At 49.3% G+C, this 25486-nt stretch carries 25 protein-coding genes; 6 read left to right on the top strand and 19 right to left on the bottom strand.

Features of this window, described 5'->3' with window-relative positions:
• Nucleotides 1-120 precede the first annotated feature (120 nt).
• From DRW41_RS08035 to cls, 7 genes are all read right to left on the bottom strand, one after another.
• Nucleotides 121-861: an amino acid ABC transporter ATP-binding protein gene (locus tag DRW41_RS08035; RefSeq protein ID WP_115451652.1), complete on the bottom strand. Its 741-nt coding sequence runs from the start codon at nucleotides 859-861 to the stop codon at nucleotides 121-123.
• 81 nt (nucleotides 862-942) lie between these two features.
• Nucleotides 943-1641 carry an amino acid ABC transporter permease gene (locus tag DRW41_RS08030; protein ID WP_115451650.1) on the bottom strand — a complete coding sequence of 233 codons (699 nt, stop codon included), beginning with the start codon at nucleotides 1639-1641 and terminating at the stop codon, nucleotides 943-945.
• Entirely contained in the window at nucleotides 1628-2458 is an 831-nt protein-coding gene (locus DRW41_RS08025) for an amino acid ABC transporter substrate-binding protein (RefSeq protein WP_281272292.1), read from the bottom strand. The genes DRW41_RS08030 and DRW41_RS08025 overlap by 14 nt, the downstream gene beginning before the upstream one ends.
• A gap of 306 nt (nucleotides 2459-2764) precedes the next feature.
• Nucleotides 2765-3937 carry an MASE3 domain-containing protein gene (locus DRW41_RS08020; RefSeq protein WP_142752194.1) on the bottom strand — a complete coding sequence of 391 codons (1173 nt, stop codon included), beginning with the start codon at nucleotides 3935-3937 and terminating at the stop codon, nucleotides 2765-2767.
• Between the two features lie 127 nt (nucleotides 3938-4064).
• Entirely contained in the window at nucleotides 4065-4583 is a 519-nt protein-coding gene (locus DRW41_RS08015; RefSeq protein ID WP_115451435.1) for a hypothetical protein, read from the bottom strand.
• A gap of 262 nt (nucleotides 4584-4845) precedes the next feature.
• Nucleotides 4846-5670 (bottom strand): NAD(+) synthase, encoded by an 825-nt coding sequence (gene nadE, locus DRW41_RS08010; RefSeq protein WP_115451434.1) that lies wholly within the window; start codon nucleotides 5668-5670, stop codon nucleotides 4846-4848.
• Nucleotides 5671-5767: 97 nt separating this feature from the next.
• Nucleotides 5768-7279, bottom strand: a complete 1512-nt coding sequence (cls, locus tag DRW41_RS08005; protein WP_115451433.1) for a cardiolipin synthase — start codon at nucleotides 7277-7279, stop codon at nucleotides 5768-5770.
• 170 nt (nucleotides 7280-7449) lie between these two features.
• On the opposite strand from cls, the gene DRW41_RS08000 reads away from it, so the two are divergent.
• Complete coding sequence (locus tag DRW41_RS08000) at nucleotides 7450-7695, top strand: hypothetical protein (RefSeq protein WP_181884464.1); 246 nt, start codon at nucleotides 7450-7452, stop codon at nucleotides 7693-7695.
• Between the two features lie 116 nt (nucleotides 7696-7811).
• Here the strand turns inward: DRW41_RS08000 and DRW41_RS07995 are convergent, their stop codons facing one another.
• Complete coding sequence (locus DRW41_RS07995; RefSeq protein WP_115451431.1) at nucleotides 7812-8834, bottom strand: ThiF family adenylyltransferase; 1023 nt, start codon at nucleotides 8832-8834, stop codon at nucleotides 7812-7814.
• A gap of 175 nt (nucleotides 8835-9009) precedes the next feature.
• Between DRW41_RS07995 and DRW41_RS07990 the strand changes: the two genes are divergently transcribed.
• The 3 genes from DRW41_RS07990 to DRW41_RS07980 all read left to right on the top strand — a co-directional run bounded on the left by DRW41_RS07990 (nucleotide 9010) and on the right by DRW41_RS07980 (nucleotide 13057).
• Complete coding sequence (locus tag DRW41_RS07990) at nucleotides 9010-10851, top strand: aldehyde ferredoxin oxidoreductase family protein (protein WP_115451430.1); 1842 nt, start codon at nucleotides 9010-9012, stop codon at nucleotides 10849-10851.
• Between the two features lie 157 nt (nucleotides 10852-11008).
• The gene (locus tag DRW41_RS07985; RefSeq protein ID WP_115451429.1) at nucleotides 11009-12340 is read left to right on the top strand and encodes an amidohydrolase family protein; all 1332 of its coding nucleotides are present in this window, start codon (nucleotides 11009-11011) and stop codon (nucleotides 12338-12340) included.
• 3 nt (nucleotides 12341-12343) lie between these two features.
• Nucleotides 12344-13057 (top strand): class I SAM-dependent methyltransferase, encoded by a 714-nt coding sequence (locus DRW41_RS07980; RefSeq protein ID WP_115451428.1) that lies wholly within the window; start codon nucleotides 12344-12346, stop codon nucleotides 13055-13057.
• Between the two features lie 269 nt (nucleotides 13058-13326).
• Here the strand turns inward: DRW41_RS07980 and DRW41_RS07975 are convergent, their stop codons facing one another.
• From DRW41_RS07975 to DRW41_RS07965, 3 genes are all read right to left on the bottom strand, one after another.
• Nucleotides 13327-14217, bottom strand: coding sequence for a DMT family transporter (locus tag DRW41_RS07975; protein WP_115451427.1), 891 nt, complete (start codon nucleotides 14215-14217; stop codon nucleotides 13327-13329).
• 213 nt (nucleotides 14218-14430) lie between these two features.
• Nucleotides 14431-15363, bottom strand: a complete 933-nt coding sequence (locus tag DRW41_RS07970; RefSeq protein WP_115451426.1) for a nucleoside hydrolase — start codon at nucleotides 15361-15363, stop codon at nucleotides 14431-14433.
• On the bottom strand, nucleotides 15363-16322 hold the full coding sequence (locus tag DRW41_RS07965) for a nucleoside hydrolase (RefSeq protein WP_115451425.1): 960 nt from the start codon (nucleotides 16320-16322) through the stop codon (nucleotides 15363-15365). Before DRW41_RS07965 ends, DRW41_RS07970 begins: the two co-directional genes overlap by 1 nt.
• Nucleotides 16323-16718: 396 nt before the next feature.
• Here DRW41_RS07965 and DRW41_RS07960 point away from each other — a divergent pair, with 396 nt between their 5' ends.
• Nucleotides 16719-17963, top strand: a complete 1245-nt coding sequence (locus DRW41_RS07960) for an MFS transporter (RefSeq protein WP_115451424.1) — start codon at nucleotides 16719-16721, stop codon at nucleotides 17961-17963.
• Nucleotides 17964-18106: 143 nt separating this feature from the next.
• Here DRW41_RS07960 and DRW41_RS07955 read toward each other — a convergent pair whose 3' ends face one another.
• Nucleotides 18107-18382 (bottom strand): MoaD-like domain-containing protein, encoded by a 276-nt coding sequence (locus DRW41_RS07955; protein WP_115451423.1) that lies wholly within the window; start codon nucleotides 18380-18382, stop codon nucleotides 18107-18109.
• Nucleotide 18383: 1 nt separating this feature from the next.
• Nucleotides 18384-18656 (bottom strand): ubiquitin-like small modifier protein 1, encoded by a 273-nt coding sequence (locus tag DRW41_RS07950; RefSeq protein ID WP_115451422.1) that lies wholly within the window; start codon nucleotides 18654-18656, stop codon nucleotides 18384-18386.
• A gap of 135 nt (nucleotides 18657-18791) precedes the next feature.
• Between DRW41_RS07950 and DRW41_RS07945 the strand changes: the two genes are divergently transcribed.
• Nucleotides 18792-19268, top strand: a complete 477-nt coding sequence (locus DRW41_RS07945) for a GNAT family N-acetyltransferase (RefSeq protein ID WP_115451421.1) — start codon at nucleotides 18792-18794, stop codon at nucleotides 19266-19268.
• A 245-nt stretch (nucleotides 19269-19513) separates the two neighbouring features.
• Here the strand turns inward: DRW41_RS07945 and DRW41_RS07940 are convergent, their stop codons facing one another.
• From DRW41_RS07940 to DRW41_RS07915, 6 genes are all read right to left on the bottom strand, one after another.
• Entirely contained in the window at nucleotides 19514-20257 is a 744-nt protein-coding gene (locus tag DRW41_RS07940) for a glycerophosphodiester phosphodiesterase (protein ID WP_115451420.1), read from the bottom strand.
• Nucleotides 20258-20351: 94 nt separating this feature from the next.
• Entirely contained in the window at nucleotides 20352-21656 is a 1305-nt protein-coding gene (locus tag DRW41_RS07935) for an ABC transporter substrate-binding protein (protein WP_115451649.1), read from the bottom strand.
• A 150-nt stretch (nucleotides 21657-21806) separates the two neighbouring features.
• Nucleotides 21807-22613, bottom strand: coding sequence for a carbohydrate ABC transporter permease (locus DRW41_RS07930; RefSeq protein ID WP_439330852.1), 807 nt, complete (start codon nucleotides 22611-22613; stop codon nucleotides 21807-21809).
• Nucleotides 22614-22621: 8 nt separating this feature from the next.
• Complete coding sequence (locus DRW41_RS07925; protein ID WP_115451419.1) at nucleotides 22622-23551, bottom strand: carbohydrate ABC transporter permease; 930 nt, start codon at nucleotides 23549-23551, stop codon at nucleotides 22622-22624.
• Nucleotides 23548-24681, bottom strand: a complete 1134-nt coding sequence (locus DRW41_RS07920; RefSeq protein ID WP_115451418.1) for an ABC transporter ATP-binding protein — start codon at nucleotides 24679-24681, stop codon at nucleotides 23548-23550. Before DRW41_RS07920 ends, DRW41_RS07925 begins: the two co-directional genes overlap by 4 nt.
• Before the next feature lie 72 nt (nucleotides 24682-24753).
• Entirely contained in the window at nucleotides 24754-25479 is a 726-nt protein-coding gene (locus DRW41_RS07915; protein ID WP_115451647.1) for an MgtC/SapB family protein, read from the bottom strand.
• Nucleotides 25480-25486 lie beyond the last annotated feature (7 nt).

Here is a 25486-nt window from a genome sequence, read left to right as displayed (position 1 = left end):
AACAGCACAAAAAAACAGCCCAATCAAAATCGGACTGCTTAAAAAGCATACTCCCAACGAAAAAGTGGCGCCTCGCAGCCAACAGGGCCAATAATCGCCCCATGAATGCGCCTGGCGCCATTATTCCGGCCGAATGAGGTTGAGGAATTGCCTGGTTCGTTCGTGCTTCGGGTTGGTGAAGAAGTTCTCAGGGTGGTCGCGTTCGACGACGACGCCTTTGTCCATGAAAATGACCTCATTGGCGGCTTCCCGCGCGAATCGCATCTCGTGGGTGACGACGACCATGGTCATCCCTTCGTTCGCCAAGTCCTTCATAACCTTCAATACTTCCCCGACGAGTTCGGGGTCCAAAGCGGATGTCGGCTCGTCAAACAGCATGACCTCGGGCTCCATCGCAAGCGCCCGGGCGATGCCGACCCGCTGCTGCTGCCCGCCGGAAAGCTGGTGCGGGTAATAATCCAGCTTGTCGCCAAGCCCGACCTTTTGCAGAAGCATCGCCGCCTTTTGCCTTGCCTGCTCTCTGTTTTCGCCTTTGACGGTAACCGGACCTTCCATTACATTCCCGAGCGCCGTCATATGAGGGAAGAGATTGTAGCTTTGAAAAACCATCCCCGTCAGCCGCCTGAACGAAGCAATATTCTTTTTCGGAACGCCGCCAGAGAAATCAAGCGTTTGCCCCGCAATTGAGATGCTTCCCTTCGTAGGCGTTTCAAGAACATTCAGGCAGCGGAGAAGCGTTGTTTTACCTGAACCAGACGGGCCGATGACAACGACCACCTTACCCTTCCCGACTTCCAGGTCGATCCCCTTCAGGACCTCCAACTCTCCAAACTGCTTAAATAAACCTTTTATGGAAATCATCGGGGCACCAGCATACGTGCTTGTACCTTGGAGCCTGCCCGATTCATTTACAGTATCCATCTATCAATACCCCCTTTCCAACTATTTGACATACCGGTCAAACCTTGCTTCCAGCTTGCCCTGGATAATGGAAAGGATGAAACAGACAACCCAGTAAAGCAGGGCGGCTTCCAGGTAAAGCAGCAAAAACTCGTAGTTGGTCGACGCAATCTCCTGCGCGCGGCGGAACATTTCCGTTACGAGAATCATCGCGGCAAGCGACGTATCTTTTACAAGGCTGATGAACGAGTTTGACAGCGGCGGAACCGAAACCCGCGCCGCTTGCGGCAAGACGATTCTTTTTAAAAGCTGCGGGTAGTTCATCCCGATTGAATAGCCTGCTTCCCACTGCCCTTTTGGAATCGACAGGATCGCGGCCCGGATGATTTCCGAAGCATATGCTCCCACGCTGAGCGAGAAACCGATGACGGCCGCCGGGAATGGATCGATGACCACGCCAATTGTCGGCAGCCCATAAAAGAGGATGAACAGCTGAACCAGAAGCGGCGTGCCGCGGATCGCGGACACATACACGCGCGCGATGCCCTGGAGTACCTTCATGTGGGAAATCCGCGCCAGCGCCGTCAGGATGGCCAAAACCAATCCCAGTGCGAAAGAAATAAGCGTCAGAGGGATTGTATTTACAACAAGTCCTTCCAGCAAAGGCTGGAAGGAACTTTTCGCAATCGTAACTAACCTGTCCATTCGGGCGGGATCTGTGAAAATACTACTTAAGTACATTTTCACCAAACCATTTCTCTGAAATTTTGTCGTACGTACCGTCGTCGATCATATCTTTGAGCGCCTTATTCACTTCATCCACAAGCGGCTGGCTGTCTTTGCGGAACATCAGTCCGCTCTTTGAAGCATCATCCGAAGTCGCGACTACTTTCACTTTTGCTTCCGGGCGGTTCTTTTTAAAATCAAGGAATGCAATCTTGTCATTGACTGTCACATCGACCCGCTTCGAGTTCAAAAGCTCGACAGCCTGATTGAAACCTTCAACGCCAACGATTTCCGCACCGTATTTCCTTGCGATATCGGCATAGTTGCTTGTCATCGACTGGGCGGATTTAAGGCCTTTGATATCTTCAAACTTTGTCACTTTCGTATTGTCTTCACGCGCAATCAGCACCGCCGCTGAAGTGATGTACGGCTCGGAAAACAGGTACTTTTCCTGGCGGTCCGGACGGATGCCGACCTGGTTGGCAATCATGTCGAAACGCTTCGCATCCAGCCCCGCGAAAATCGCATCCCATTGGGTCTCAAGGAATTCAACCTCTACTCCCAGGCGCTTCCCGACTTCCTCGGCAATCTCAACATCAAAGCCGGTCAGCTTGCCCTTATCATCGTGGAACGTGAACGGAGGATATGTACCTTCCGTACCGACAACAAGTTTCCCCTCATCCTTTACCTTGGAGAGGACATCATTTCCGCCAGTCTTCTTTTCTTCATTATTTGTATTGTTATTTGCATTATTTTTGTCATTCGTACCGCACGCAGCAACCACCAGCACAAGGCTAAGCATGAGCGCAAACAGGATTGATAACTTTTTCAACTTTAAAACCCCCTAATTCATATTGGTTTGGTCAACATTAAACATAATAGAACAAAAACACCAGCTATGTCAAAGATTAATTTCTGTATATTTTACCCTCCCTATCCAAGATTAATCGTCCAATAGTTGAAGCAGAAGCAAGGAAGTGCCTCTTGCTTCATTTCTCCTGCCGACAAGACTGCCGAAAGGGAACAGAATTAACGAAAAAAACCGTCCAGGGATAATCCGAATCCCGGACGGTTTATCTTTTCCAATCAAATTTATGACGGACGGGTTTGGAAGCGCTCGAATACCTATCGATAATTTCTAAGCCGGGGACTTAGGCCGCCCCCTCGTTCCGTAATGGACAAAATTGGAAACGTCGATTGCCGTGCCAGCGATTTCCGCCACCTCTCCGCCTTTTCGGATCGGCGCAAGGGAAATCGCCAAATGCTTTTTGTTAAAAGTGGCCAGAAAAGTCTGTTCCGTACCGGTTTCCCAGCATTCACGGCAGCAGTCGAGCGCATCCCCTTCCGATGGGGGAAGCAGGTCCTCAACGGCGGTTCCGATAAGGGCGGCTGGCCGGAGTCCGATCTCGTCGAGAAGGCCGCCATCCATAAAAGTGATAACGAAGCCCCCTTCCTTTTCCGTAAAAGAAAAAATGGCCCCCGGGCTTTGTTTTACAATCGCGTTTCCTTTTGGTTCGGGTTCCTTTTTCTTTATGAGGAGGAAAACGCCTTTCAGAATGAAATAATAGCCAAGCACTTTAAAGAAGTGGCCGATAAAATTGTCAATATCGAAAACGCTTTGGTAGACGGTGAAGATCATTTCCGACAGGAACAGAAACGTAAAGGCGAGCGCGAGATTCAAATACGTTGTGCGTTTTTCAAGATAGTAATAGTACAGGCAGACAACGAGCGACAGGAAATGCAGGAAGCTGATGAAGTACTCGAGGCCATTTTTAAGAGGAGTGGTTCCTTGCCCTTCGATAACAAGGACGGGAAGGCGCTTTTCAAAAATGAAAACGACCGCCGTGATTGCCAATCCGAATAGGGCCGCGCCGGCGACCACAGGCACCCGTAAATCCCGCTTCGCCATTTTGTCGGGCAAAATCATCACCGCCAGCATCAGGACGGATTCAACCATCCGGGCAAAAATCCAAAAACAGGTTGCTTTCGCGACGGAACTTTCGGTGAGGAAGTGGGGCATTCCTTTAAAGGTGAGTGTGTGGAGGAAATCAACCATTCCCACTGTGGAAAAAATGAAAAGGAGCATCAGAAGCCTTACGAAGCGCTGGCGTTCAAACGCTTTCCAGCTAAACAGCACAATCCCGAGCGAAATGATGATGCTGATGGATTCAAAAATCGCGTGGAATGAAACATAGTTTATCGGATTGTACGACTGAACCAGCTGCGGGTGGAAAACGTGGATGCCCATCAGCAAGATGATCGCCGCGATCACCCACATAAGAAACCGCCCTTCCGTCATCGTATCCTTCACCTTACTCCCCTCATTTCCAAGCTGTTTTTCTCCATTATAAAAGCAATGCGGGAGCTTGGGCCTGGGCGAATATAGCAGAATTATGAATATTCCTGCAACATTCTGTGGCTGGGAAGGGCAGTGGGATTCACTCCTGAAGGACACCGCGGATTTCCTCGATTAACCGGTGCTTCTGTTCCTCGGTATCCAATGGGGTAAGGCCGTATCTCGGCATTGCCCAGTACATGCCGTCCCTATCCAGGTTAACTATGAACAGGTACATTTGGCCTTTTCTCAAAGGCTCATCATTCTCGTATTTCAATAGGTACAGTTTGCCGTTTTCCTTGTAATACCCTCCGTCCTGAATTACGGTAACACCGCCAAGCAGGGCGCCCTTAATATTTTGGGTGACCCTCACTTCAAAAAAGGTGGCAGGATTCCCAGCATGTGTTCCGCGGCCTTTTTCCTCAAGGACCTCGCCAATGAAAATCCGGTCCGCTCCATCAACGAGCGTTTTCGTGTCCGAAAAATCTTTTTCGAACTCAAACCTTCGGCTGACCGTTTCCGCTGAACGTTTAAAATCCAGCAGCATGGTAAATTGTTTAACATAAAAAACCCCTGCCGCAGCCACAAAAAACAGCACTATTATCCAACCATACTTTCTCATCCCGCACCTCTTTCCGTATAAACGATCCCACTTTCGGGACAGTCAAACCCCAGGATTCAGAGGAATCCTTATCTGCCTTTAAGTATAAAGGTTTGCCAGGACCGAAACTGTGAAAATTCAAAGAAAATTGGAACTGTGCATGTTGGCATGAAACCCTTATTCCGCAAAACTCCCCTATACAAAAAACACAGCCTCTGTAAAAGGCTGTGTTCGTTTAATTCACTCGTTTCAATGTTCTAAGCCCATCCTGCCTTGCCAAACCCTACTTCTTCCACCATTCGCTATAAGGGTCGGCGGGCATATGGCGCTTATGCTCCGAAATGATGAAACGCTGCTCGATTTTCGCGGCGTTCTCTTCGGAAATTTTCTTGCCCTCGAGATAATCATCGATTTCATCATACGATATCCCGAGCTCGGTCTCGTCCGCCTGCAGCGGTACCTGATCCAGCAAGTCGGCGGTCGGCTCCTTCAAATACAGCCGTTCGACAGCGCGAAGCTCCTTCATCAAAGCCCGGCCTTGCCGTTTGTTCAGGCCGGTCAATGGGAAAATATCCGCTCCCCCGTCGCCGTGCTTTGTGAAAAATCCAGTCACCGCCTCGGCCGCGTGGTCTGTCCCAATCACCAGCAGGCCATTCATGCCGGCATACGCATATTGCGCGATCATCCGCATCCGCGCTTTTACGTTCCCTTTTTGAAAATCAGCGAGAACCTGGCCTTCGCCGGACCGCTCGTACTCCGCCTTCACCGCATCGACGGCATCCTTGATATTAAAGGTAAATTCTTCATCTGCCTTTATAAAATCAAGCGCAAGCTGCGCATCGTCTTCATCTTTTTGAAGCGCATACGGAAGGCGCACGGCAATGAACTTGGCTGTGTAGCCTTCTTCGCGGAGTTCCTCTGCGGCTAGCTGCGCCAGCCTGCCCGCCAGCGTCGAATCCTGGCCGCCGCTAATCCCGAGCACGAACCCCTTCGCCCTAGCCTTCTTGCAATACTCCTTCAAAAAGCCAACCCGCTTCTTAATTTCCTCTTCCGCGTTGATTTCCGGCTTCACATGCAATTCCGCGATAATACGCTCCTGCATACCCATCGCAATCCCTCCTAGCCTAAATTACACTGTATTTATTTTACCCCTACCCGGAAAAATGTCCAAGCATGGGCATATCTTTCGCTTCACTCCGCGCATTCTATAGCACTCCGGAAAACAAGCGGGCGAATGATTCTTTCATCCTGTTCCACAAGCCACGTTTGTAGAAGTCCACGGCGCCGATTTTTTCGCTATCCTTCATGTCCTCTTCAAAATGGGCGACAAGGTCGCGGATCGAGCTTGTCCCGTACAGGAACACATTCACCTCGAAATTCAGGTGGAAGCTCCGCATATCCATATTCGCCGTCCCGATTGAAGCAAGATTGCCATCGACAATGATTACCTTCTGATGAAGGAATCCTTTTTTATACGAATAAATCTCGACACCACTGCGGAGCAGCTCCGGAAAATAGGAGCGCGTCGCATATTGCGTCAGAAAACTGTCATTGATTTCCGGCACCAAAATCCTGACCTCGAGACCTTTCGCCGCCGCAATCCTGAGCGCCGTCCGGATTGACTCATCCGGGACGAAATAAGGGGTCGCAATCCAAATCGACTGTTTCGCGGCCGCCATCATCGCATAATAAAAATCGCTCATGATCCCCTGCTGCGTATCCGGCCCGCTCGCGACCACCTGGATCGCGCCGTCCAGCGTGCCGTCCTCAATCGGGTGCTTCTCGAGCGGAAACTCATTAAGCACCTTCTCCCCGCTCACATACTCCCAGTCAAGCAGGAAAATCGTATGCAGCGTGTACACCGCTTCCCCTGACAGCATCATATGCGTATCGCGCCAATAGCCGAAGTTTTCGTCCTCGCCCAAATACTCGACGCCGACATTCAGGCCGCCTACAAAGCCAACTTTCCCATCAATAATAACAATCTTCCGATGGTTCCTGAAATTGAACTTCTGGTTGAAGAACCCGAATTTCAGCGGTGAAAACGGGATGGCATTGATTCCCGACTCCTTCATCGCCTTAAGGTCAGCCGCCGAAAGCGTCCTGCTCCCGGCCGCATCGAAAATGAACCGCACCTCGACGCCGGAACGCGCTTTTTCAATCAAGATATCAATAATTTCCTTTCCCAGCCGGTCCGACCGGAAAATATAATATTCAATGTGGATATAGGATTCCGCTTTCCGAAGCCAATCCATTATTTCGCCAAACGTCTCTTTCCCATTTTTTAAAACAACCGATCTGGAAGCCGTGCTAATCGGCGTCTTTGCGGCCTTGCCGGCAAACTGCGCGAAATTCTCCTGGCTGCCGACGAGAAATGTCAAATCCGGCGTAACTTCCGACCGCATCATCCTCTCCCACTGGTCCCGGTTCAGCTGCCGCTTCGACTTGAACAAATAGCCCTTCAAATAAAGCTGCCCAGAATACAAGTAAAAAATATAACCCAGCAGCGGAATGAACACCAGCACATAAATCCACAACAGCGTATGCTGCGCCGACCGATTTTCAAGAATAAGCGAACACACGCTCACCAGGATAATCCCGGCATACAGTAGCCCGAACATCAGCTTCAGCCACGGCCCAGCATCTGTAAAAAACACCATATACAAAGATATGGTCAGCACAATCACAAACAAAAACTCAATTCTCCGTTTCAACATACATACTCCCCAAGTCAGCCGCAGCCAAATTCTCTTCCATTTATCTATACCCTTCTCCTTTTGGAAAAAAAACATCCCCTAGCCCAGGCATCATGTCGATCCAGCTTTTTGTTAACAGAAATGCCAGCCAAAGCGACGGGGCAGCCGGCGGATTTCGGTGCTCGCTCCGCGTGGCGAAGGATACTGATAAACCGCCTGCGTTTACTGATAAACCCCGTTCGTTTACCGATAAACCCCGCTCGTTTACTGATAAACCCCATTCGTTTCCTGATAAACTCCGTTCGTTTCCTGATAAACTCCGTTCGAATGCTGATAAAATGGGTGCGTTTACTGATAAACCTCGTTCGTTTACTGATAAAATGGTTGCGTTTACTGATAAACCCGTTCGAATGCTGATAAACGTGGGCAATTGCTGATAAACCGTCCGATAAAGTTGATACACGTTGCTTTTACTCTTTGTTAACGCAAAAAGGAGGGTGAATCCCCTCCTTTGCGGCTAAATCACAAAATCCACTTCCTGTTTAATGCCCCCCTACGCCCCGGCATATCTGGCAAAATACGATTTGGCTTCTGCCAGGTCGTTTGTGCCGTGCACCAAAACGCGTCCGTCCTTGAAAAAGACCATGGTGATACGCTCATCCGGCGAGAATTTTAACAAAAACGGGTTCGCGGCGGTAACAGTTCCCGCTTCGCGCAGGACGCCAGCCAGCTTTTCAAGCTCGACAGGCTTCTTTTTACGAGGATTGATCTGGACGGTATCACGCCCGCATAGCGCGGTGAAGGCCACTTGCCGGTCGGAGGAGCGGTCCAGGAAATCGAACTGCCGCCTTCCGCAGCATGGGCAATCGGGATTCCGCCCCTTGGAAATGTCCATTTGCATAGTCGAGTTATACCAGATGTCGATTTGTTCAAGATTCGGGTTGTGCTCCGCCCCCGCCAGAAGTTTGATCGCCTCCATCGCTTCAAATGATCCGATAATTTCAGTAATCGGGGAGAGGACGCCAATCGTGTCGCATGTCTCGCCTAGGCCGGTCTGCGCATCCGGAAACAGGCAGCGGTAGCACGGCGTTTTACCGGGAACAATCACCGCGAACATGCCGCGCGAGCTGACCGCGCCGCCGTACACCCACGGAATCCCGAATTTCACGGAAATGTCGTTGACCAGATACCGCGCCGAAAAATTGTCGGTGCCGTCCACGATGACATCGAACCCCGCCAGCAAATCCTCCGCATTATCAAGATTCAGGTCGGCTATGACCGGGTCAATCGTGATTTCCGAGTTCACCGCCCGCAGCCGGTCAGCTGCCGCAACCGCTTTCGGCAAATTTTTGCGCGCATCTTCCTCTGTATAAAGCGTCTGGCGCTGAAGATTTGAAAGTTCGACCAAGTCGCGGTCGATAAGCCGGACATATCCGACACCAGAGCGGACAAGGTGGTTGGCAATCACCGTACCGAGCGCGCCCATTCCGACAACCGCCGCCCGGCTTTCTAGCAGCCGCCTCTGCCCTTCTTCCCCAATCGGCTTAAACAGTATTTGGCGTGAATAACGTTCCATCCGCCAGCCCCCCTTCGTTTCATCTTCCTTCTATTATAAAAGATAACTTATAATTAACTAAAAATTTTAAATAATTTTTAAAAAAGGAAGGAATATGCAGCAGGTTAGAAGAATATAGAACAGGTACATGCTTTTTTTGCGTATAATTCAATCCATTTAAGGGGGCTCCGAATCAATGAAACTTGGCGGTTTCAAAAACAGGGAAGCAATTGTTGATTTGACCAGTGGAACAGTGGAGTACAGGAGCATCAATGAGGAAGATGCGCGCAAGTATATCGGCGGGCGCGGCCTTGGCGTCAAGTATGTCCTTGACAACGGGCCGGAAGTGGAACCGCTTTCGGAGGAAAACATCCTCTGCATTATGACCGGGCCGGTGACAGGCTCACGTTCCTCAATGAGCGGACGCCTTGCGGTTGTAACGAAGTCGCCGCTGACCGGGACAGTAACCGATTCCCATATGGGCGGCTGGACTGCCGCGCGCCTGAAGTGGTCCGGTTTCGACAACATCATTTTCAAAGGAAAAAGCGACAAGCCCGTCTATCTCTACATCGAGGACGGCAAAGCTGAATTGCGCGATGCTTCGGCTGAGTGGGGAACTTCCACCCGGGCAACGGTCAAGGCGATGAAAGACCGCTACGGCGCGGAAGACCTGAGCGTCATGGCAATCGGCCAGGCAGGGGAAAACACAGTCCGCTACGCATCCTTCATCAACGAGCATGACCGCGCGGCCGGCCGTGGAGGAACAGCCGCTGTCGCAGGATATAAAAAATTGAAGGCAATCGTCATCAAGGCGGCCCAAAAAGGCAATATGCCGCAGCCGGCCCTTGAGAACGAATACAAAGAGGCCAATAAAAAAGCGGTCAAAGCAATCCTTGAAGGCGGCCTGACCGCGCCAAACAAAGGCGGATTGTCCGTTTACGGCACGAACGTCCTAACAAACCTGATCAACGAAGTGGGTGCCCTTCCGACAAAGAATTCCCAGTTCACCAACTGGGACCAGGCCGAGCTGCACAGCGGCGAGTATGTAAACGAGCACCTGCTTGTCGCCAACAATACATGCCACGCCTGCCCTGTCGCCTGTAAAATCGAAGTTGAAGTCAAGGACGGCAAATACAAAACCCGTGTTGAAAGCTTCGAATTCGAATCCGCCTGGGCGCTTGGCGCGAACAGCGGCTTGAGCAATTCCGAGGCGATCGCCTACCTGATCGACTCATGCAACGAATACGGAATCGACACCATCGAGCTTGGAAATGCCTTCTCGGTAACGATGGAAGCATACGAAAAAGGCATCGTCGACGAGAAGCTTGACTGGGGCGACGCCGACAAGATGATTGAAATGACAAGGAAGATCGCCCACCGCGAAGGCTTCGGCGGCATCCTTGCCGAGGGCCCTGCGCGGGCAACCGCGATGTGGGGTGCCCCATACCTGTCAATGTCCGTCAAAGGCCAGTCCATCCCGGCGTACGACCCGCGCGGCATCCAGGGAATCGGCCTTGGCTATGCGACAAGCAACCGCGGCGCCTGCCATCTGCGCGGCTATACCGTCGCATCGGAAATCGCCGGCATCCCGGAACCAACCGACCGACTGCAGCCTGAAGGAAAGGGCGAGCTCCTGAAAATATTCCAGGACCTTCTCTCCTTCTCCGACTCAATGAATATTTGTAAATTCTCATCCTTCTCGGAAAACGCCGAGCACTATGCCGAGCAGTACAGCACAATGACCGGCATCCCGATGACAGCGGAAGACGTCATGCTCGCAGGGGAACGGATTTACAATCTCGAACGCTATTACAATAACCTCGCCGGCTTCAACCGCCGCGAGGACGACTTCCTGCCGAAACGCTTCACCGAAGAACCGGCAACAGGCAACAGCGCCGGCTCCGTCAGCCGCATGGACATCATGCTCGACGAATACTACCAGGTCCGCGGCTGGGAAAATGGCGTCGTGCCGGAACAAAAACTCCGCGAACTCGGCATCCTCCCAGCAGCAGCCGAACCAGGCAGCCAGCTAGTTTAAGAGTGAAGCTGGGGACGGAACTGCTGCTTCATTTTTCTGGAAGTGAAGCTGGGAACCGTTATCGATTTTGAAAAATTAACTTAGGCTTCTGCGCTGCTGTGCAGAAGCCTTTTTATTGGTACATATTACACTAAAATGACTGGAGTGATTTCCCGGAATGCCTAAACTATTTGTAAAAAACGGCAATGTAATTGATGTTGCTTCAGATACAATTTACCAAGCTTCTATCTTAATAGAAGGTGAAAGGATTGCCAAAATATACACATCCCCCGACCAAATGCCCTTTAGTGAAAATGGAATCCCGACTATAAATGCCGCTGGCAAGTGGATTCTCCCTGGACTGATCGATATGCACGTCCATATAAAAGAAAGCTATGCGCCCCTCTTCGTTGCTGCCGGGGTGACCACCGTCCGCAATACTGGCGGTAATGTCCTGGAATTAATGAACCTTATTGAGGCCCCGGGAAACGCTCCTACTCCAAGGGTATATTCTGCGGACAGGATTATCGATGGCCCGCCCGGACTTTGGGGAGAAACGAGTCCGTGGAATATTAATATTGATGAACCATCCGCCGCCCGAGCTGAAGTCATTCGCCAGGTTGAAGCCGGGGCCGATCTTATAAAAGTGTACGGCTGGCTTTCTAGAGAAGTAATGGAGGCCGTCGTTGATGAAGCGAAAAAACATCGAAAAGAAGTCAGCTGCGACCTGATTCATTCGACATCAGTGAATGCGATTGACGCAGCCAAGATTGGTGTCAAGTGGAATGAACATGCCTCCGGAATCATCCAGGCAATGTACCCGGAATGGAATATGAAGGCAGACAAGGATGTTTGGGAAAAAGTCAACTGGCTGGAGCCTGAAAGGGAGAAAATAACGGAAGTCTGTTCCCAGTTATCTGAGCTTGGCGTGATTCTGTGCCCGACGATGGTGCTGTATGACCAAATGGATCACTTGCCAAATCATTGGGAGCCTGAAAGGAATTCATTCACAAACAACTCCCTTGATGCACAATGGGAAAATCTCTCCCAACGTAAGGACGCGCTTAAGCGGACGGGGATACAAAGCACCTTAAATAAGGCGATTGCCAAAATCTATTTCGAATTAGGCGGGACGGTGGTTGCAGGTACGGACACACCGGCAGGCGTATGGACTTATCCGGGAATGGCGTTGCACCGGGAGCTCGAGTTACTTGTAGAGGCGGGTTTTTCGGAAATTGACGCCTTGAGGGCTGCCACCTTGTTTGCCGCACAAGCCATGGGCAGACCCGAACTCGGGGTCATTAAAGAAGAGGCATTAGCCGACATCGTCCTGCTTAACAGCAACCCACTGGATACAATCCGGAATACCCAGGACATCGATTTGGTCATTAAAGGTGGGCGAGCCTTTTCGCAAGAGGAGCTTTTTGATTCTGTTCCAACGGAAGAAGAGGCCAGAGCGGCATATGAAAAATTCCTGAAAAGCTTTCAGGACGGCGTTTATGCGAGGTGACACATGAAAGACAAAGTAAAAGACGTTTTCAACGGACTTTCTGGCGCTTATGAAAAATCGGTCGACACGAACGGTTTGTACAATAGTGAATACGAACGCCCTTCCATGCTCGCCGTTTTGCCGGATGATTTAACGGGGAAAGTGATACTCGATGCTGGCTGCGCTGCTGGATGGTATGCGCTTCAACTTGCGAAACGCGGCGCGAAGGTCGTGGGCATTGATTTGAGCCCCGAGATGGTCAATGCCGCGAAACGGCGCGTTGGCGACAAAGCCGAAATCTTTTGCCACGACTTGGCGGAACCACTTCCGTTCGCCAGCCAATCATTCGATTACGTGGTCAGTTCACTTACTCTCCACTATTTACAAGACTGGCAGCTTACCTTTAGTGAATTCAGACGGATTTTGAAATCCGGAGGCGTTTTCCTTTTTTCCGTCCACCACCCGTTCGCGGATATCAAGCTTCTTAGGAACCCAAGCTACTTTTCAACCGAGCTCATCATCGACAAGTGGCGGAAGGATGGGAAAGTGTTCGATGTGCCTTTTTACAGAAGGCCGCTGCAAAAAATTTTGAACGACACCCTTTCCTTTTTTACAATAAAGGAAGTCATCGAGCCCCTCCCAACGGAAACATTTAAAATGGCAAATCCCGTTTCCTATAACAGGCTGCTGAAAACGCCGAACTTTCTTATCATCAAGGCAGCAGTGGCCAAAAAGTAGATTAGCGTCTGAAAATTGTTCCATCAAACTGTATCTCTAAAAAATGAAGACACTTTCGAGGCAACCTTTCCGGTTGAAACTGTCTTCATAGAGGGGATGAAGAACTATTGGGCCGACCAGGCGTTCTCAAGACCGTTTCGGTTGTAAATTAAAAGTAAAACGGTCTTGAACTGCCCCCAAACCCCCCCCCATCGGCTACTAACCGGTGGGGGATTGTTTTCCTTATTTCCTTTAATGCAGGTCCGCGAAGTCGACCTAAATCCTAGAATCTAGGCTTTCCCCGCTTCGCCCTGCCGCACCTGCGAAACGACAATACCGGCAAGGATGAGCAGCATCCCGATCCATTGGACGAGGACGACCTGTTCGCCCAAAATCAGGTTGGAGGCGATGATTCCTACAGGCAGCTCGACTGAACTCAATATCGACGTAAGCGTACCGCCGATTTTCGGAGCCCCGTAAGTGAACAGGACCGGCGGCAGCAGCTGGGCGAGGATTCCAAGCAGCAGCCCCCATTTCAGCACCGCGCCGAATGGATTGATTTCAACGATCGGCGTGGTAACCGCAAACCCTATAAACAGCAATACAAGCGTGCCCGATACCATCAGGCCGTTCTTATAAAATTGCGGGATTGTTTCCGGCAGCATGGATGCGCCGATCAAGAAAATGGAATAGCAAATCGCCGCGATAAACCCGAAAATCAAGCCAGGCGCGTTAATCGTTTCCGAATCAATCCCTGTTATCTGGAGGACAAGCAGCGTCCCCGCCAGGATTATTCCGACCGCGAGCCACTCGTTCCGGTGGATCTTTCTTTTTAAAACAAGCATTTCTATCAGCAGTCCGATCCATGTAAACTGGAACAGCATCACCAATGAAACGGACGTCGGCACATAGGCAAGGCTCTTATAAAGGGCTAGGCTCGTGCCGCCGAGGCCGAATCCCCCGACCGCAAGCAGCTTCAAGTAATCCCTTAGTGTTACTCTCCCAAAAGAGCGCGTCGCCAAAATCAAAATAATAAGCCCGATCGTTCCATATACATATTGGCTGATCGTCAGCTCCGGAAACTCAAAGCCATCCGCATAGGCGAGCTTCACGATCGTATTCACAAATCCATATAATGATGCCGCAAGCAAAACCGATACTATTCCAAGCGTTCTGTTCAACTAATCAACCCTTCCGCTCCAATCAACTACAAAACAAATCAAAGAAGGCCGCTCCGTGGAAAACGGAAACCTGATTCCGCTAAATTCCACAGGAAACGGCTTCCCCGAAATTTTACCCTACAACAAACGTGTTAGCCATCAAAACTTATCTTGCTGGCCAATTACGCATAAAACCACAATCCTTAATCAAATCCGCCTTCAAACCCTCAGCCCTCAGACGACCACACTCAGGAAATGCTCCAGAAATCCTTCGGCGTCGACTTCAAGCGCCACGTCAACGTTCGGAGGGTTCGCCGGGATGCCCCGCAAATCGGCAACAGTCCTGCCCACAGAATGAATGCCTTCGCAATCGACCTGGATGTGCATCGGCTTTGTTTTAATAAAATCAGGATTGATGACAGCCCCAATCGCGAGCGGGTCATGGAGCGCACAGCCTTTGATGCCCGGAAGAAAGTTCTGGTAGGCATTTATGTAAAACTCCACTATATGAGCCATGAAATCACCATACGGGGTTTGCTTCTCCCTCCATACCGCAATCTGTTCCCTTGGAAGGAGCGTCTGCATCGTCACGTCAAGGCCGACCATTGTAACCGTCAGCCCGGATCTGAAAACATATTCCGCCGCTTCCGGATCCGTGTAAATATTCGCTTCCGCCGCTGGGGTGGCATTCCCTGCCACAGTCGCGGCACCGCCCATAATGACGACACGTTCGACTTTTTCAACAATCGACGGGTCTTTCATGATAGCAAGCGCAAGGTTAGTCATGCTCGCGACAAAAACAAGGGTGATTTCGTTTGGATGCTTATGGACCATTTCAATAATGAACTCGACCGCGTGCTTTTCCGACGGCTTTGTTTTTGGCAATGGAAGCGAGTGGTTCCCCATCGCGTCGTCGCCATGGATGAATGCCGCTTTCTGCTTCAAATGAGGCCTGAACAATGGCTTTTCCGCACCTGGATAAACCGGAATATCCTCGCGGCCCATCAACTCAAGAAGCTGAAGCGTATTGCGGGTCGCTTCCTCCAGCGACGTATTCCCGAAGCTGGTTGTAAGCCCGACGAGGTCAATGTCTTTCGATTTCACAGCATACGCAATCGCCAGCGCATCATCAATACCTGTATCAACATCAAGGATGACTTTCTTCATTATAAAACCTCCCTTTGCTTGCCGGAAACAACTTCAACGAATTCCTTGATGAAGCGCTCCGCGTCGACTTCAAGGCAGACGTTCACATTGTAGTAAGGCTTTTCCGAGGCGCGAAGGTCCGCAATCGTGGCCCCGGAGGAAAGCGCGCCCTTCGTTTCAATCGCCACGAGCATTGGTTTTGTTTTTACAAGGTCAGGATGAAGGGTTACGGCGACCGCCAACGGATCATGGAGCGGGCTTCCGTCAATGCCGTCCTGCTTCTTGTACGCATCGAGCCTGAAACGGACCATTTCATCGAGCGCATCGATCAGTTCCGCATTCGTCTCATTCTTCTGGCTCACCATCCACGCCATGTCTTCGGCCGTGATTTGCGTCTGCATCGTGACATCCAGGCCGACCATCGTCAGCGGGAAGCCAGCCTCGAACACCATATGGGCCGCTTCCGGATCGCCAGCGATGTTCGCCTCCGCTACAGGGGTCACATTCCCCGGCACCGTGACCGCTCCGCCCATGATAACGACCTCTTTAACCTTTTTCGGAAGGAAAGGATCCTTTGCAAGCGCCTCGGCTAGATTCGTCAGACGCCCGACCGTAATCACCGAAATCTCGCCCGGCTCCTCATTTACCGCGCGGACAATGAAATCGGAAGCTGTTTCGTCCTGTGCCTTTGCTTTCGGCTCCGGCAGTGAAACATTCCCAATCCCATTTTCGCCGTGCACATGGACGACCGGCCCTTTCCACGTCCTGAGGAACGGTTTCGAAGCACCTGCAAAAACCGGAACATCCGGCCTTTCTGCAAGCTCAGAAATCTGAAGGGTATTCTTTGTCGCCAAGGCAACATCCACATTCCCGAAGCCTGTTGTCAGCCCCTTCACCTCAACATTGGGATGCTTTAAAAGATAAAGGATCGCCAGGGCGTCATCAATGCCCGTATCAATATCCAGAATAACTTTTTTCACCAATTGTCCCACCTGCTTTCACATGATGTACTGCCTAAATACTTTCTCAGAATATCACTTTATCAAACAATTCCGCCACAGGCAGCTTTTCCAACCCCCACTTTTTTCAAAAAATCCTTTGGGCCCATGCACCCGGCGGAAACTGCACACCCCTATTTTGGCAGTCCAATAATAATCCCGTTCACTATTAACTATGATGGCTTTTTGAACATAAAAAAACACCGACATATCGGCACTAAAATACAGAAAAATAAGTATATTCAGATAAGTGATAGTTATATATAATTTTAGTATGGATTACTTTGAAGAAAATAAACCCGAGGAATCTTGTTAAAGTTTCACTATATCTTCTTATGTTTTGATTAATTTTAAGTCGACAAAAGGGTGGTATGTAGAGTGAAGGGGTTATTTAATAATAGAAAATTTGTCTTATTATGGTTAGCCCAGGCGGCATCTGGATTAGGCGGTACTTTTTCCACTTTTGCTGTATCATGGCTTGTCTATAAATTGACAGGCTCCAAAGTTGCCATGGGCAGTGTTTGGGTAGCATTCATGGTTCCAAATATTATTATTCAAATGTTTGCGGGGCCTTATTTAGATCGATGGGAACGTAAGAAAGTAATGATTTTTTCTGAATGGTTTAGGGCCTCCGCTTTCCTGATTCCTATTATTTTATACCCGCTGGGCCATTTAGAAACCTGGCATTTATACCTCGTTTCTTTAGCAGCCGGCATTGCCCAGCCACTCTTTGCACCTTCAAGTATGGCCTATGTCGCCGATATTCTGCCTAAAGATAAATTAATGAAAGGCAATTCCATCCTCGAAGGAACAGGACAGATCATGATGCTATTAGGGCCAACTCTCGGAGGCCTGTTAATTACCGCCTTTGGAGTTGAGCTTGTTTTATTGTTCCTGGTCGTTTCATTAGGGCTATCCGGTCTATTACTTATGTTGAACCCAAGCTCCAAGAATAAGACAATCGTGAAAAGGGAAAGTTGGTTTTTTCAATTTAAAGAGGGTTTGCAATTTTATCGCGTTTACCCAGTCTTGTTTTGGGTCGGTATTATGATGATGTTCATCAATACTAGTTCTGGAGCCGCACAACCCATGTTTTTACCATATATTTTGGATGATTTAGGTGGAACTGCCTTTCAATACGGTTTATTTACTTCTGCTTTTTCTTTTGGGATGCTGGCCGGCTCATTACTGACTGGTATACGGGAGCAGCCTAAAAACAGAAAACGAGTGATGTTGGGATCCTTATTTATAAATGGATCACTCTTTTTGGGGTTGGCCTGGACTCCATTTTACTGGGTAGCTCTAGTTCTTTCTTTCGGTCAAGGCCTCTTTGCCATCATTTTTAATATAAATAACACAACCCTATACCAACAAAGGGTACCTGATCATTTACGGGGCAGGGTTTTCTCGGTCAGAATTTTATTGGCGCAGGCCGGAATTCCCATCGGTGCAGGTTTAGGGAGTATTATTGCCGAAACCTATTCCATTTCTAGCTTATTTTTAGCATTAGGCATCCTCATCTGCCTGACAACCTTCATTTGCTTTTTAAATCCTATATTCAATAGCCTTAACGATAATAATGTAGCAACGTGGGATGTTTCTGAAGCAGAAAATAGCCTATAAAAACTGTACGGGTATAAATTTCTCCCCCTAAACTTTAAAGCGTCCATAAAAAATATAAGTCCTTTAAAATTAATATCTTAAAGGACTTACAAGCTTTTCAAATATTGTTTGTTAAATTTCCAATTAATTATGAAAATCCAACCCTACCCGCCGACCCTTGTCGTTTTGTAGCGATAGCTTTTTATAAGCGCGGCAAGCTCTTCCTCGGTTTCCGCGCGGAATCGGACCAGGACAGAGTTGACTTTGAAGGTGGACGTGAAGGCAATCTCTTTTTCCGAAAGGATTTCCCCGCTCCAATTGCCTCCGGTATACTTTTTCGGCAGACAGGGGTTTCCCGTTCCCACCCCGCCAAGTTCCTCAAAGTACATTTCGAGATGGCGGCGATTGATGCCGCGGAATTCAAGAACGGCTTCCTTCATCTCATCCGCCCGCAACCGGAGGGAACAACGCAAACTGGTCCGTCTCGGCGACCGCAGTTTCCAGACCGGCCAGATGGACGATATTCTTTCCGTTTATGTACACATGGACGAAATCCTTAAGCGTCCGATCTGAAGTAAAAATTTCCTCTTCAATATCGGGGAACATCTCGACCATTTTCTCCAAAACATCGATGACCCTGTGCCCATCAGGCATCACTTCAACAGTCACGCCCCCGCAAATCACGCGGAGATTGGCAAACACCTTGACCTGCATGCAAACTCCCCCTTTATCTTCCATCTTAAGGGAAACAAGGTTGAATGTCACCCAGAAAGCGGACAAATTGACTGCCTTTTCAAGGAAGGCCGGATTACACTTATTTTAAATCAGAATTGCACTGGGGGGAACAGCATGGCCGCAACATTCAAGGTTGCTGACCTTAAAAAATGCAGTGATATCGTTGAACTTTATAATGAAGTCACTTTGCAGCTTCAAAGGAAAGGAATCCAGCAATGGGACTATCCGTGGCGGGAGGATATCGTAAAAGAGGCGATTGACAGGCGTGAAGTTTATACAGCCGAATTGAACGGAACCATCGTCGGGGCATTTTGGATCGGCAGGGCGGGCCATTTTTCAGGCTTGCGGGTGGAAGAAGGCAGCCAGTATCTTTCAAAGATTGCCATTCTTCCAAACTATCAGGGGCATGGTTTTGGAAGAGGAATTGTGTCTTTCGCATGTACTTTAGCGAAAACCGCAGGCAAGCCCATGTACCTCGACTGCTGGGCTGGCAACCATAAGCTCCGGGAGTTTTATACAGGGTGCGACCTCGAATATATTGGGGACTTTCCGGAAGAGGATTATTTCATCAGTGTTTTTAAAAGCGGATAGTGAGGGTTTTGGGACAAGCGTTCATTGACCCATTTTGGCGCCAAACGATGAAAACTCCGGTACTCTGTCCAGAATCTGGGGTTCATTCTGACACCAAACCTTGAAAACTCTTATTCTCTGTCAGAATTCGGCATGAATGCCCCCCAAAAATGCAGGACATCCACGATTCCTACCTGTCAACCATCCGTTATTTTCCCCCAACAAAAAAGGAAGGGCCTGCCGCTCCAGGTCCCTCCTAAAAATCCCTATTCCTCTCCGCCGCGCCCGTTTCTGATTTCAAGAGCGCGTTCCGGGTAGTCTGTCATGATTGTATCAACGCCAAGTTGAATTAGCTCTCTCATATTCTTTTCCTTGTTTACGGTAAAAACACGGACCGGGACTCCAAGATTGGTGGCTGTCCTGGCCATTTCGGTATAGGCAACGGGAAGGTAGACATGAAGCCCGAAAGCGCCAATGGTTTTCGCGTACGCCCAAGGTTCATGGAGAACTTCCATGAAGAGGATCGCGGTTTCGATATAGGGATCAAGCTTCCGGACCTTCTTCAGGCTGTAATGGTTAAAGGATGAAATGATTGCCTGCTCCTTATAGGAATGCCGTTCGAGTGCTTCAAGCACCTTTTGCTCAATCCCCTCATACGGGATGACGTCGCTTTTGATTTCGACATTCAGCATGATTCCTGTGCCAGCCAACAGTTCGAGCACCTCATCGAGCGTCGGGATTGCCGCGCCTTGGAACTCCCAGCCAAACCATGATCCCGCATCAAGGCTTTTCAGCTCATCAAGCGTCATGTCGCGTACATTTCCCGACCCGTCCGTCGTCCGGTCGACAGTTTCATCATGGATGATAACCAGCTTGCCATCCTTCGAGAGGTGGACATCAAGCTCAATCCCGTCAACCCCAAGCCTGACCGCTTCCTTGAAAGCTTCCAGCGTATTTTCGGGATGCGTCCCTTTGCTTCCCCTGTGTGCATAAATTTTTGTCCTCCCCATATGCCGCACCTCTTTTTTAAAAAAATCCCAAAAGGGCGGACGCCCATTTCCCCAAATCAGCCGGGATGGATGGCCGCCCTACCCTTATTATTGATTACTTCTTCTTAGTTTTATTGGCGATTTCAATTGCCCTGTTTGTTCCATCGGCAGCCTGGTCGAGCGCTTTTTTCGGATCCATCCCTTGATACATATTTTCAAGGGCTGTTACTACCTGCTGGCGGGATTCAGGGAACACGGAAATCAAAGCACCCTGAGTCGCATACGATGCTTTTGTTGACTGAAGCTGGTCAACCGTTACTTTAAATTGAGGGTATTTTTCCCACTCGGTCTTAACAATATCCTGGTCGTAAGCGGCCGGATTGATGGCAAAATAGCCTGTTCCAACATGCCACTTCGCCTGGCTTTCAGGAGACGCGAGGAATTTCATGAACTCCCATGCTGCTTCCTGTTCTTCCTTGGCTATTCCTTTTGACATCCAGAGGGATGCTCCGCCGATGGCAACCCCTTGCCTTTCGACTTCATCCGGATATGGAATGTAGGCGACTCCCACTTCGAACGGAGAGTTGTTGATCGCGCCGGCTACACCAGCTGATGAATCCATGTACATTGCCACTTTGCCTGTTTGGAACGCGGCGCGGATATCATCCCAGTTCGTTCCGTAGTTCCCGAATGTTCCCGCCTTGTTCATTTCATTTAGCCAATTGAAGACGCGAAGGCCTTCCTCTCCATTAAAGACAGCCTTTGTGGCATCATCGGAACGTCCATTGTCATTGTCGACATAATGTCCTCCTTGTGTTGCTACGAGCTGTTCAAAGAACCAGCCATACGTCAGCATGGAGAAACCAAAGCGTTCGTTTTTCTTGGTCAGCTTCTTTGCCGCTTCTTTTACTTCGTTGAAGGTTTTCGGCGGGCTTTCCGGATCAAGCCCTGCATCCTTGAACGCATCCTTATTGTAGATCATAACAGGCGTCGAGGAATTGAATGGCATGGAATACAGCTTTCCGTCGACACGGTAGTAGTTCAGGATGTTATCCTCCAGCTGGGAAAGGTCATAGTTATCCTTGTCGATGAATGTTTGCATCGGCTCGATATAGCCGCTTTCAATCATGTATTTCGTCCCAACTTCAAATACCTGGGTAATGGCCGGCGCATCCTTTGTGCCGCCGACACTGCGTAGCTTTGTGAGTGACTCTTCATATGTACCCTGGAATTCTGCTTTTACAACATATTTATCCTGTGAATTGTTAAAATCCGCGAGAATGCTGTCAAGCGCGACCTGTCCCGGGCCTGACATGGCATGCCAGAACGAAATTTCCGTTTTCTCCTTCTTTTCACCTGGTTCCTTGCTATTGCTGTTGTCATTTGTTCCTTTGCTTGCATCATTTGAACAGGCCGACATGATAAGAACGCTGATAATCGTGCTTAGCACAAATAACCATTTAAGCTTCTTTTTCAACTTTTACTACACCCCTTTTTTTCATTTTGTTTATAAAAACTTCCGGCATTTCCTAACAGAGCGAGATTCCAGAAGGTAAAACCCAATTAATTTTCACTTGATTGCTCCTTGTGTAAGCCCTTTTTGGAGCTGCTTTTGCCCGGCAAACAAGAGGATCAGCGTCGGGATGATGACAACGATTACCCCGGACATGACGACGCCCCACTCTGTCGCGACTTCCTGCGACTGAAGCTGTTTCAGCCCGATTTGTACGGTCCTGACCTGGTTTGTGCTTGTTACAAGCAATGGCCATAGATACATATTCCATGTTGTTAAAAATCCATACGCGCCCAGGGTGACAAGGCTTGTTTTCGAAATTGGCAGGATAACCCTCCAGAAGAAGGCGAATTTGCTCAATCCGGCGACTTCCGACGCTTCATGCAGCTCTTTCGGGATCGTCTTGAAATGCTGGCGGAGCAGGAATGTTCCGAACGCGAGCGCGAAGAACGGGACGGTCAGGCCCTGGTATGTATTCATCCAATCAAGCTTCTGGATGGTAAAAAAATTTGGGATCATCGTTGCTTCCCACGGAATCATCATCGTCGAGATAAAAAGGAAGAAGATGAAATCCCGCCCTTTAAAAGGGATGAAAACAAATGCGTATGCCGCCATGCTGCAGACGACCAGCTGGCCAAGCATGACCCCGAATGAAACGACAAAACTATTAATCAAGTACTTCATTAACGGAAGCCTGTCGAATACCTTGGCATAGTTTTCAAAACTGAACGAACTCGGAAAGAACTTTCCCTGAAGGATTTCCCCTCCCGTCATGAAGCTGATCATGAATGCATATAGGACCGGAAAGAACACAAAGAAGGCGGACAGTACCAGCAAAACATAGAACAGTATTTTTTTAGGCATGGACATGCTCATTGGTAATGCACCTTCTTTTCTCCGAGCTTAAATTGCAAAATAGTGACAACGAGTATGCAGATGAACAGGAATACAGCCTGCGCGCTCGCTGTGCCGAACTGGTAGTTGACGAACGCTTCCCGGTAAATCGAATAGACAATCAGGTTGGTAGCCTGGGAAGGGCCGCCTTTTGTTAAAATATCCACCTGGCCAAACGTCTGGAACGCATTGATCAGGGAAATCGTAATGATGAAGAACAGTGTCGGCGAAAGCATCGGGATTGTAATCCTCCTCAGCTGGTACCAATAGCCGGCGCCGTCGATTTTCGCGCTTTCATACAAGTATTCATCGATATTCTGCAGGCCTCCGAGCAAAATCAGGAAAGAAAAGCCGATGTTCATCCAAATTGTCGAGATGGATATGGATGCAAGCGCCCAATCGGGATCGAGAAGCCACTGGACTCCCGGCATGCCTAGAACATTGAGCAGCCGGTTGAACATCCCGATGCTTGGGTGGAACAAAAACAGCCATACGACGGATGAAGCCGCTACCGATATTCCCATTGTCGAGGAGTAAATTGTCCGGAAAAAACCGATTCCCTTCAGCTTTTCATTCGCTATCAGTGCTAGAAAAAGGGAAATGATAACACCTGTCGGAACAGTGTACAGGACAAACAGGACGGTCGCCTTCACACTATTCCTGAAGGCAGGCGACTCAAGGAGATACTGGTAATTTTCCATACCGACGAAAACGGCCGCGGTCCCCTGCTGGTCGGTCAGGAAAAAGCTTAAATAAATGGTCCTGAACATCGGATAAAAAACGAATACAGAAAACAGCAGGATTGAAGGGAGCAAATACAGAAGCGCTGTCCGCGCATTAAGCGACCTTCTCCATAAAGACAATTTCGGAGGAGTGTATGCGACGCGGCCGGTTACTTCCGCTTTCATATGAGCACCTCTTTACCAAACACATAGTTTTCAATATCGGTTGGCGTTTTAATGATTTTTTCTGTTTCGGCGTCAAAAAAGCATACCGAATCATAATTCATGACGATTGGGATGGTGTCTCCAACATCGATGCGCCATTGGCCCGTCCATTTTGCGAGCCATTCCCGTCCGCCCATATTGAATGAAAAGATCGTTTCGTTTCCAAGAACCTCAACGTTGACTACCTTTACGTCGATCTTGTTTTCCGTACCAGTATCTTTCGTGGCGGGCTTCAAGTGCTCCGGACGGATACCGACAATAATCCGCTCTGATTTCAGCAGCCCATGATCCCTGGCCGGAACAGCTATTTTCGCGCCATCGCCAACGGTTACGACAGAGTTCTTGCGGTCAACATTGCCATCCCCAATGTTCATCGGCGGGGAGCCAATGAATGTTGCCACAAAAGGATTTGCGGGATTGTTATAAATATCGATTGGTTTTCCAATCTGCTGGATTTTCCCGTCATGGAGGATCATAATCCGGTCACCCATCGTCATTGCCTCTACCTGGTCATGTGTAACATAAATCATCGTAATGCCAAGCCTTCTCTGAATTTGCCTGATTTCGGAACGCATATGCGCGCGCAGCTTCGCATCCAGGTTGGAAAGCGGCTCATCCATGAGGCAAATCGGCGCCTGGTTGACGATTGCCCTGGCCAATGCGACACGCTGCCTTTGCCCGCCGGATAGTTCGCGCGGCTTCCTGTTCAGATAAGGCGTCAGCCCAAGCATGGCAGCGACATCGTCGGAACGTTTTTTCCTTTCATGTTTGGACACTTTTTTTACATGGAGCCCGAACACGATATTTTCTTCAACGTTCAAATGGGGATACAGCGCGTAGTTCTGGAAGACCATGGAAATGTCCCGTTTGCTCGGCGGAAGATGGTTCGCTTCCTTGCCGCCGATCCGCAGGACTCCGCCGGTTATTTCCTCAAGCCCGGCAATCATGCGGAGCATTGTACTTTTCCCGCAGCCGGACGGGCCGACAAGCACAAAAAACTCCCCGGGTTCGATCGTTACATTAATATCGGTGATGACATCGGTCTTTTTGTCATATGACTTTGAGACATTCACCAACTCAACTTTTTTCATATTGCCACCCCTTCTTGTTGCTTAACTTTATTTAAGCGCTTTCAAAAATTCGCCTTTGTCGTTTTAAAAAAATCACTCCACCGCCCGTGAAGGAATGGCTTTATTGTTCAGCTTTACTTGCTTGATGCCATCCAGCTTTCCCAGTTCTCTGGACAGCTCCAAAATGTTTTTCTTTGAGGAAATTTTCACCCGGATATCCATCGTCAGATGTCCTTCTTCAAGAAAGAAGTACTCATCCGACATCGAAATCGCCTCAATGTGCACATCTTCATTCTTGAAGGCTTTGTTGATTTTGCCAAGGATTTGCGCTTCGTCCTTCATCGTCAGGGTAAAAGTAATAAATTTGTAGGTTGAAAGGAACCTTTCTTCAAAATGCCTTAGCACAAAAACGGTTAACATGACAATTCCCGTCGTAACGAGTGCGGGAAGATAGAAGCCGCTTCCAACTGCGAGACCGATTGCGGAAACAACCCATAATGTCGCCGCAGTCGTTATGCCCGTGACATTTCTGTTGGAATGTTTCAGGATCGCACCCGCACCAAGGAAACCTATTCCACTGATGACCCCATGTGCCAGCCGCGCTGGATCGAAACGGGCATTCACATGGTTGATTGTTTCGTTGAACCCATAAATGGATAGGAGCATGATTGACGCCGCCCCGACAGAAACGAGTAAATGCGTTTTCACGCCCGCCTGCTTGTTGCGCAAATCGCGCTCCCATCCGATAAGGCCTCCCAGAAAGGCAGCCAAAAGCAGGCGTCCTATAATCGCAGTAGCCGAAATCGTAACTGTTTTCACCCCCAGG

Origin of the sequence: Neobacillus piezotolerans, from assembly GCF_003362805.1 — a bacterium.
GTDB classification, from domain to species: domain Bacteria; phylum Bacillota; class Bacilli; order Bacillales; family Cytobacillaceae; genus Bacillus_D; species Bacillus_D piezotolerans.
This window is presented reverse-complemented; position numbering and strand designations above follow the sequence as displayed.

Coding starts and splice junctions, on each gene's coding strand:
- DRW41_RS08035 (WP_115451652.1), bottom strand. CDS start 861: ATGATTTCCATAAAAGGTTTATTTAAGCAGTTTGGAGAGTTGGAGGTC.
- DRW41_RS08030 (WP_115451650.1), bottom strand. CDS start 1,641: ATGTACTTAAGTAGTATTTTCACAGATCCCGCCCGAATGGACAGGTTA.
- DRW41_RS08015 (WP_115451435.1), bottom strand. CDS start 4,583: ATGAGAAAGTATGGTTGGATAATAGTGCTGTTTTTTGTGGCTGCGGCA.
- nadE (WP_115451434.1), bottom strand. CDS start 5,670: ATGGGTATGCAGGAGCGTATTATCGCGGAATTGCATGTGAAGCCGGAA.
- cls (WP_115451433.1), bottom strand. CDS start 7,279: ATGTTGAAACGGAGAATTGAGTTTTTGTTTGTGATTGTGCTGACCATA.
- DRW41_RS07995 (WP_115451431.1), bottom strand. CDS start 8,834: ATGGAACGTTATTCACGCCAAATACTGTTTAAGCCGATTGGGGAAGAA.
- DRW41_RS07990 (WP_115451430.1), top strand. CDS start 9,010: ATGAAACTTGGCGGTTTCAAAAACAGGGAAGCAATTGTTGATTTGACC.
- DRW41_RS07985 (WP_115451429.1), top strand. CDS start 11,009: ATGCCTAAACTATTTGTAAAAAACGGCAATGTAATTGATGTTGCTTCA.
- DRW41_RS07980 (WP_115451428.1), top strand. CDS start 12,344: ATGAAAGACAAAGTAAAAGACGTTTTCAACGGACTTTCTGGCGCTTAT.
- DRW41_RS07970 (WP_115451426.1), bottom strand. CDS start 15,363: ATGAAGAAAGTCATCCTTGATGTTGATACAGGTATTGATGATGCGCTG.
- DRW41_RS07955 (WP_115451423.1), bottom strand. CDS start 18,382: ATGAAGGAAGCCGTTCTTGAATTCCGCGGCATCAATCGCCGCCATCTC.
- DRW41_RS07950 (WP_115451422.1), bottom strand. CDS start 18,656: ATGCAGGTCAAGGTGTTTGCCAATCTCCGCGTGATTTGCGGGGGCGTG.
- DRW41_RS07945 (WP_115451421.1), top strand. CDS start 18,792: ATGGCCGCAACATTCAAGGTTGCTGACCTTAAAAAATGCAGTGATATC.
- DRW41_RS07940 (WP_115451420.1), bottom strand. CDS start 20,257: ATGGGGAGGACAAAAATTTATGCACACAGGGGAAGCAAAGGGACGCAT.
- DRW41_RS07935 (WP_115451649.1), bottom strand. CDS start 21,656: ATGTCGGCCTGTTCAAATGATGCAAGCAAAGGAACAAATGACAACAGC.
- DRW41_RS07930 (WP_439330852.1), bottom strand. CDS start 22,613: ATGCCTAAAAAAATACTGTTCTATGTTTTGCTGGTACTGTCCGCCTTC.
- DRW41_RS07925 (WP_115451419.1), bottom strand. CDS start 23,551: ATGAAAGCGGAAGTAACCGGCCGCGTCGCATACACTCCTCCGAAATTG.
- DRW41_RS07920 (WP_115451418.1), bottom strand. CDS start 24,681: ATGAAAAAAGTTGAGTTGGTGAATGTCTCAAAGTCATATGACAAAAAG.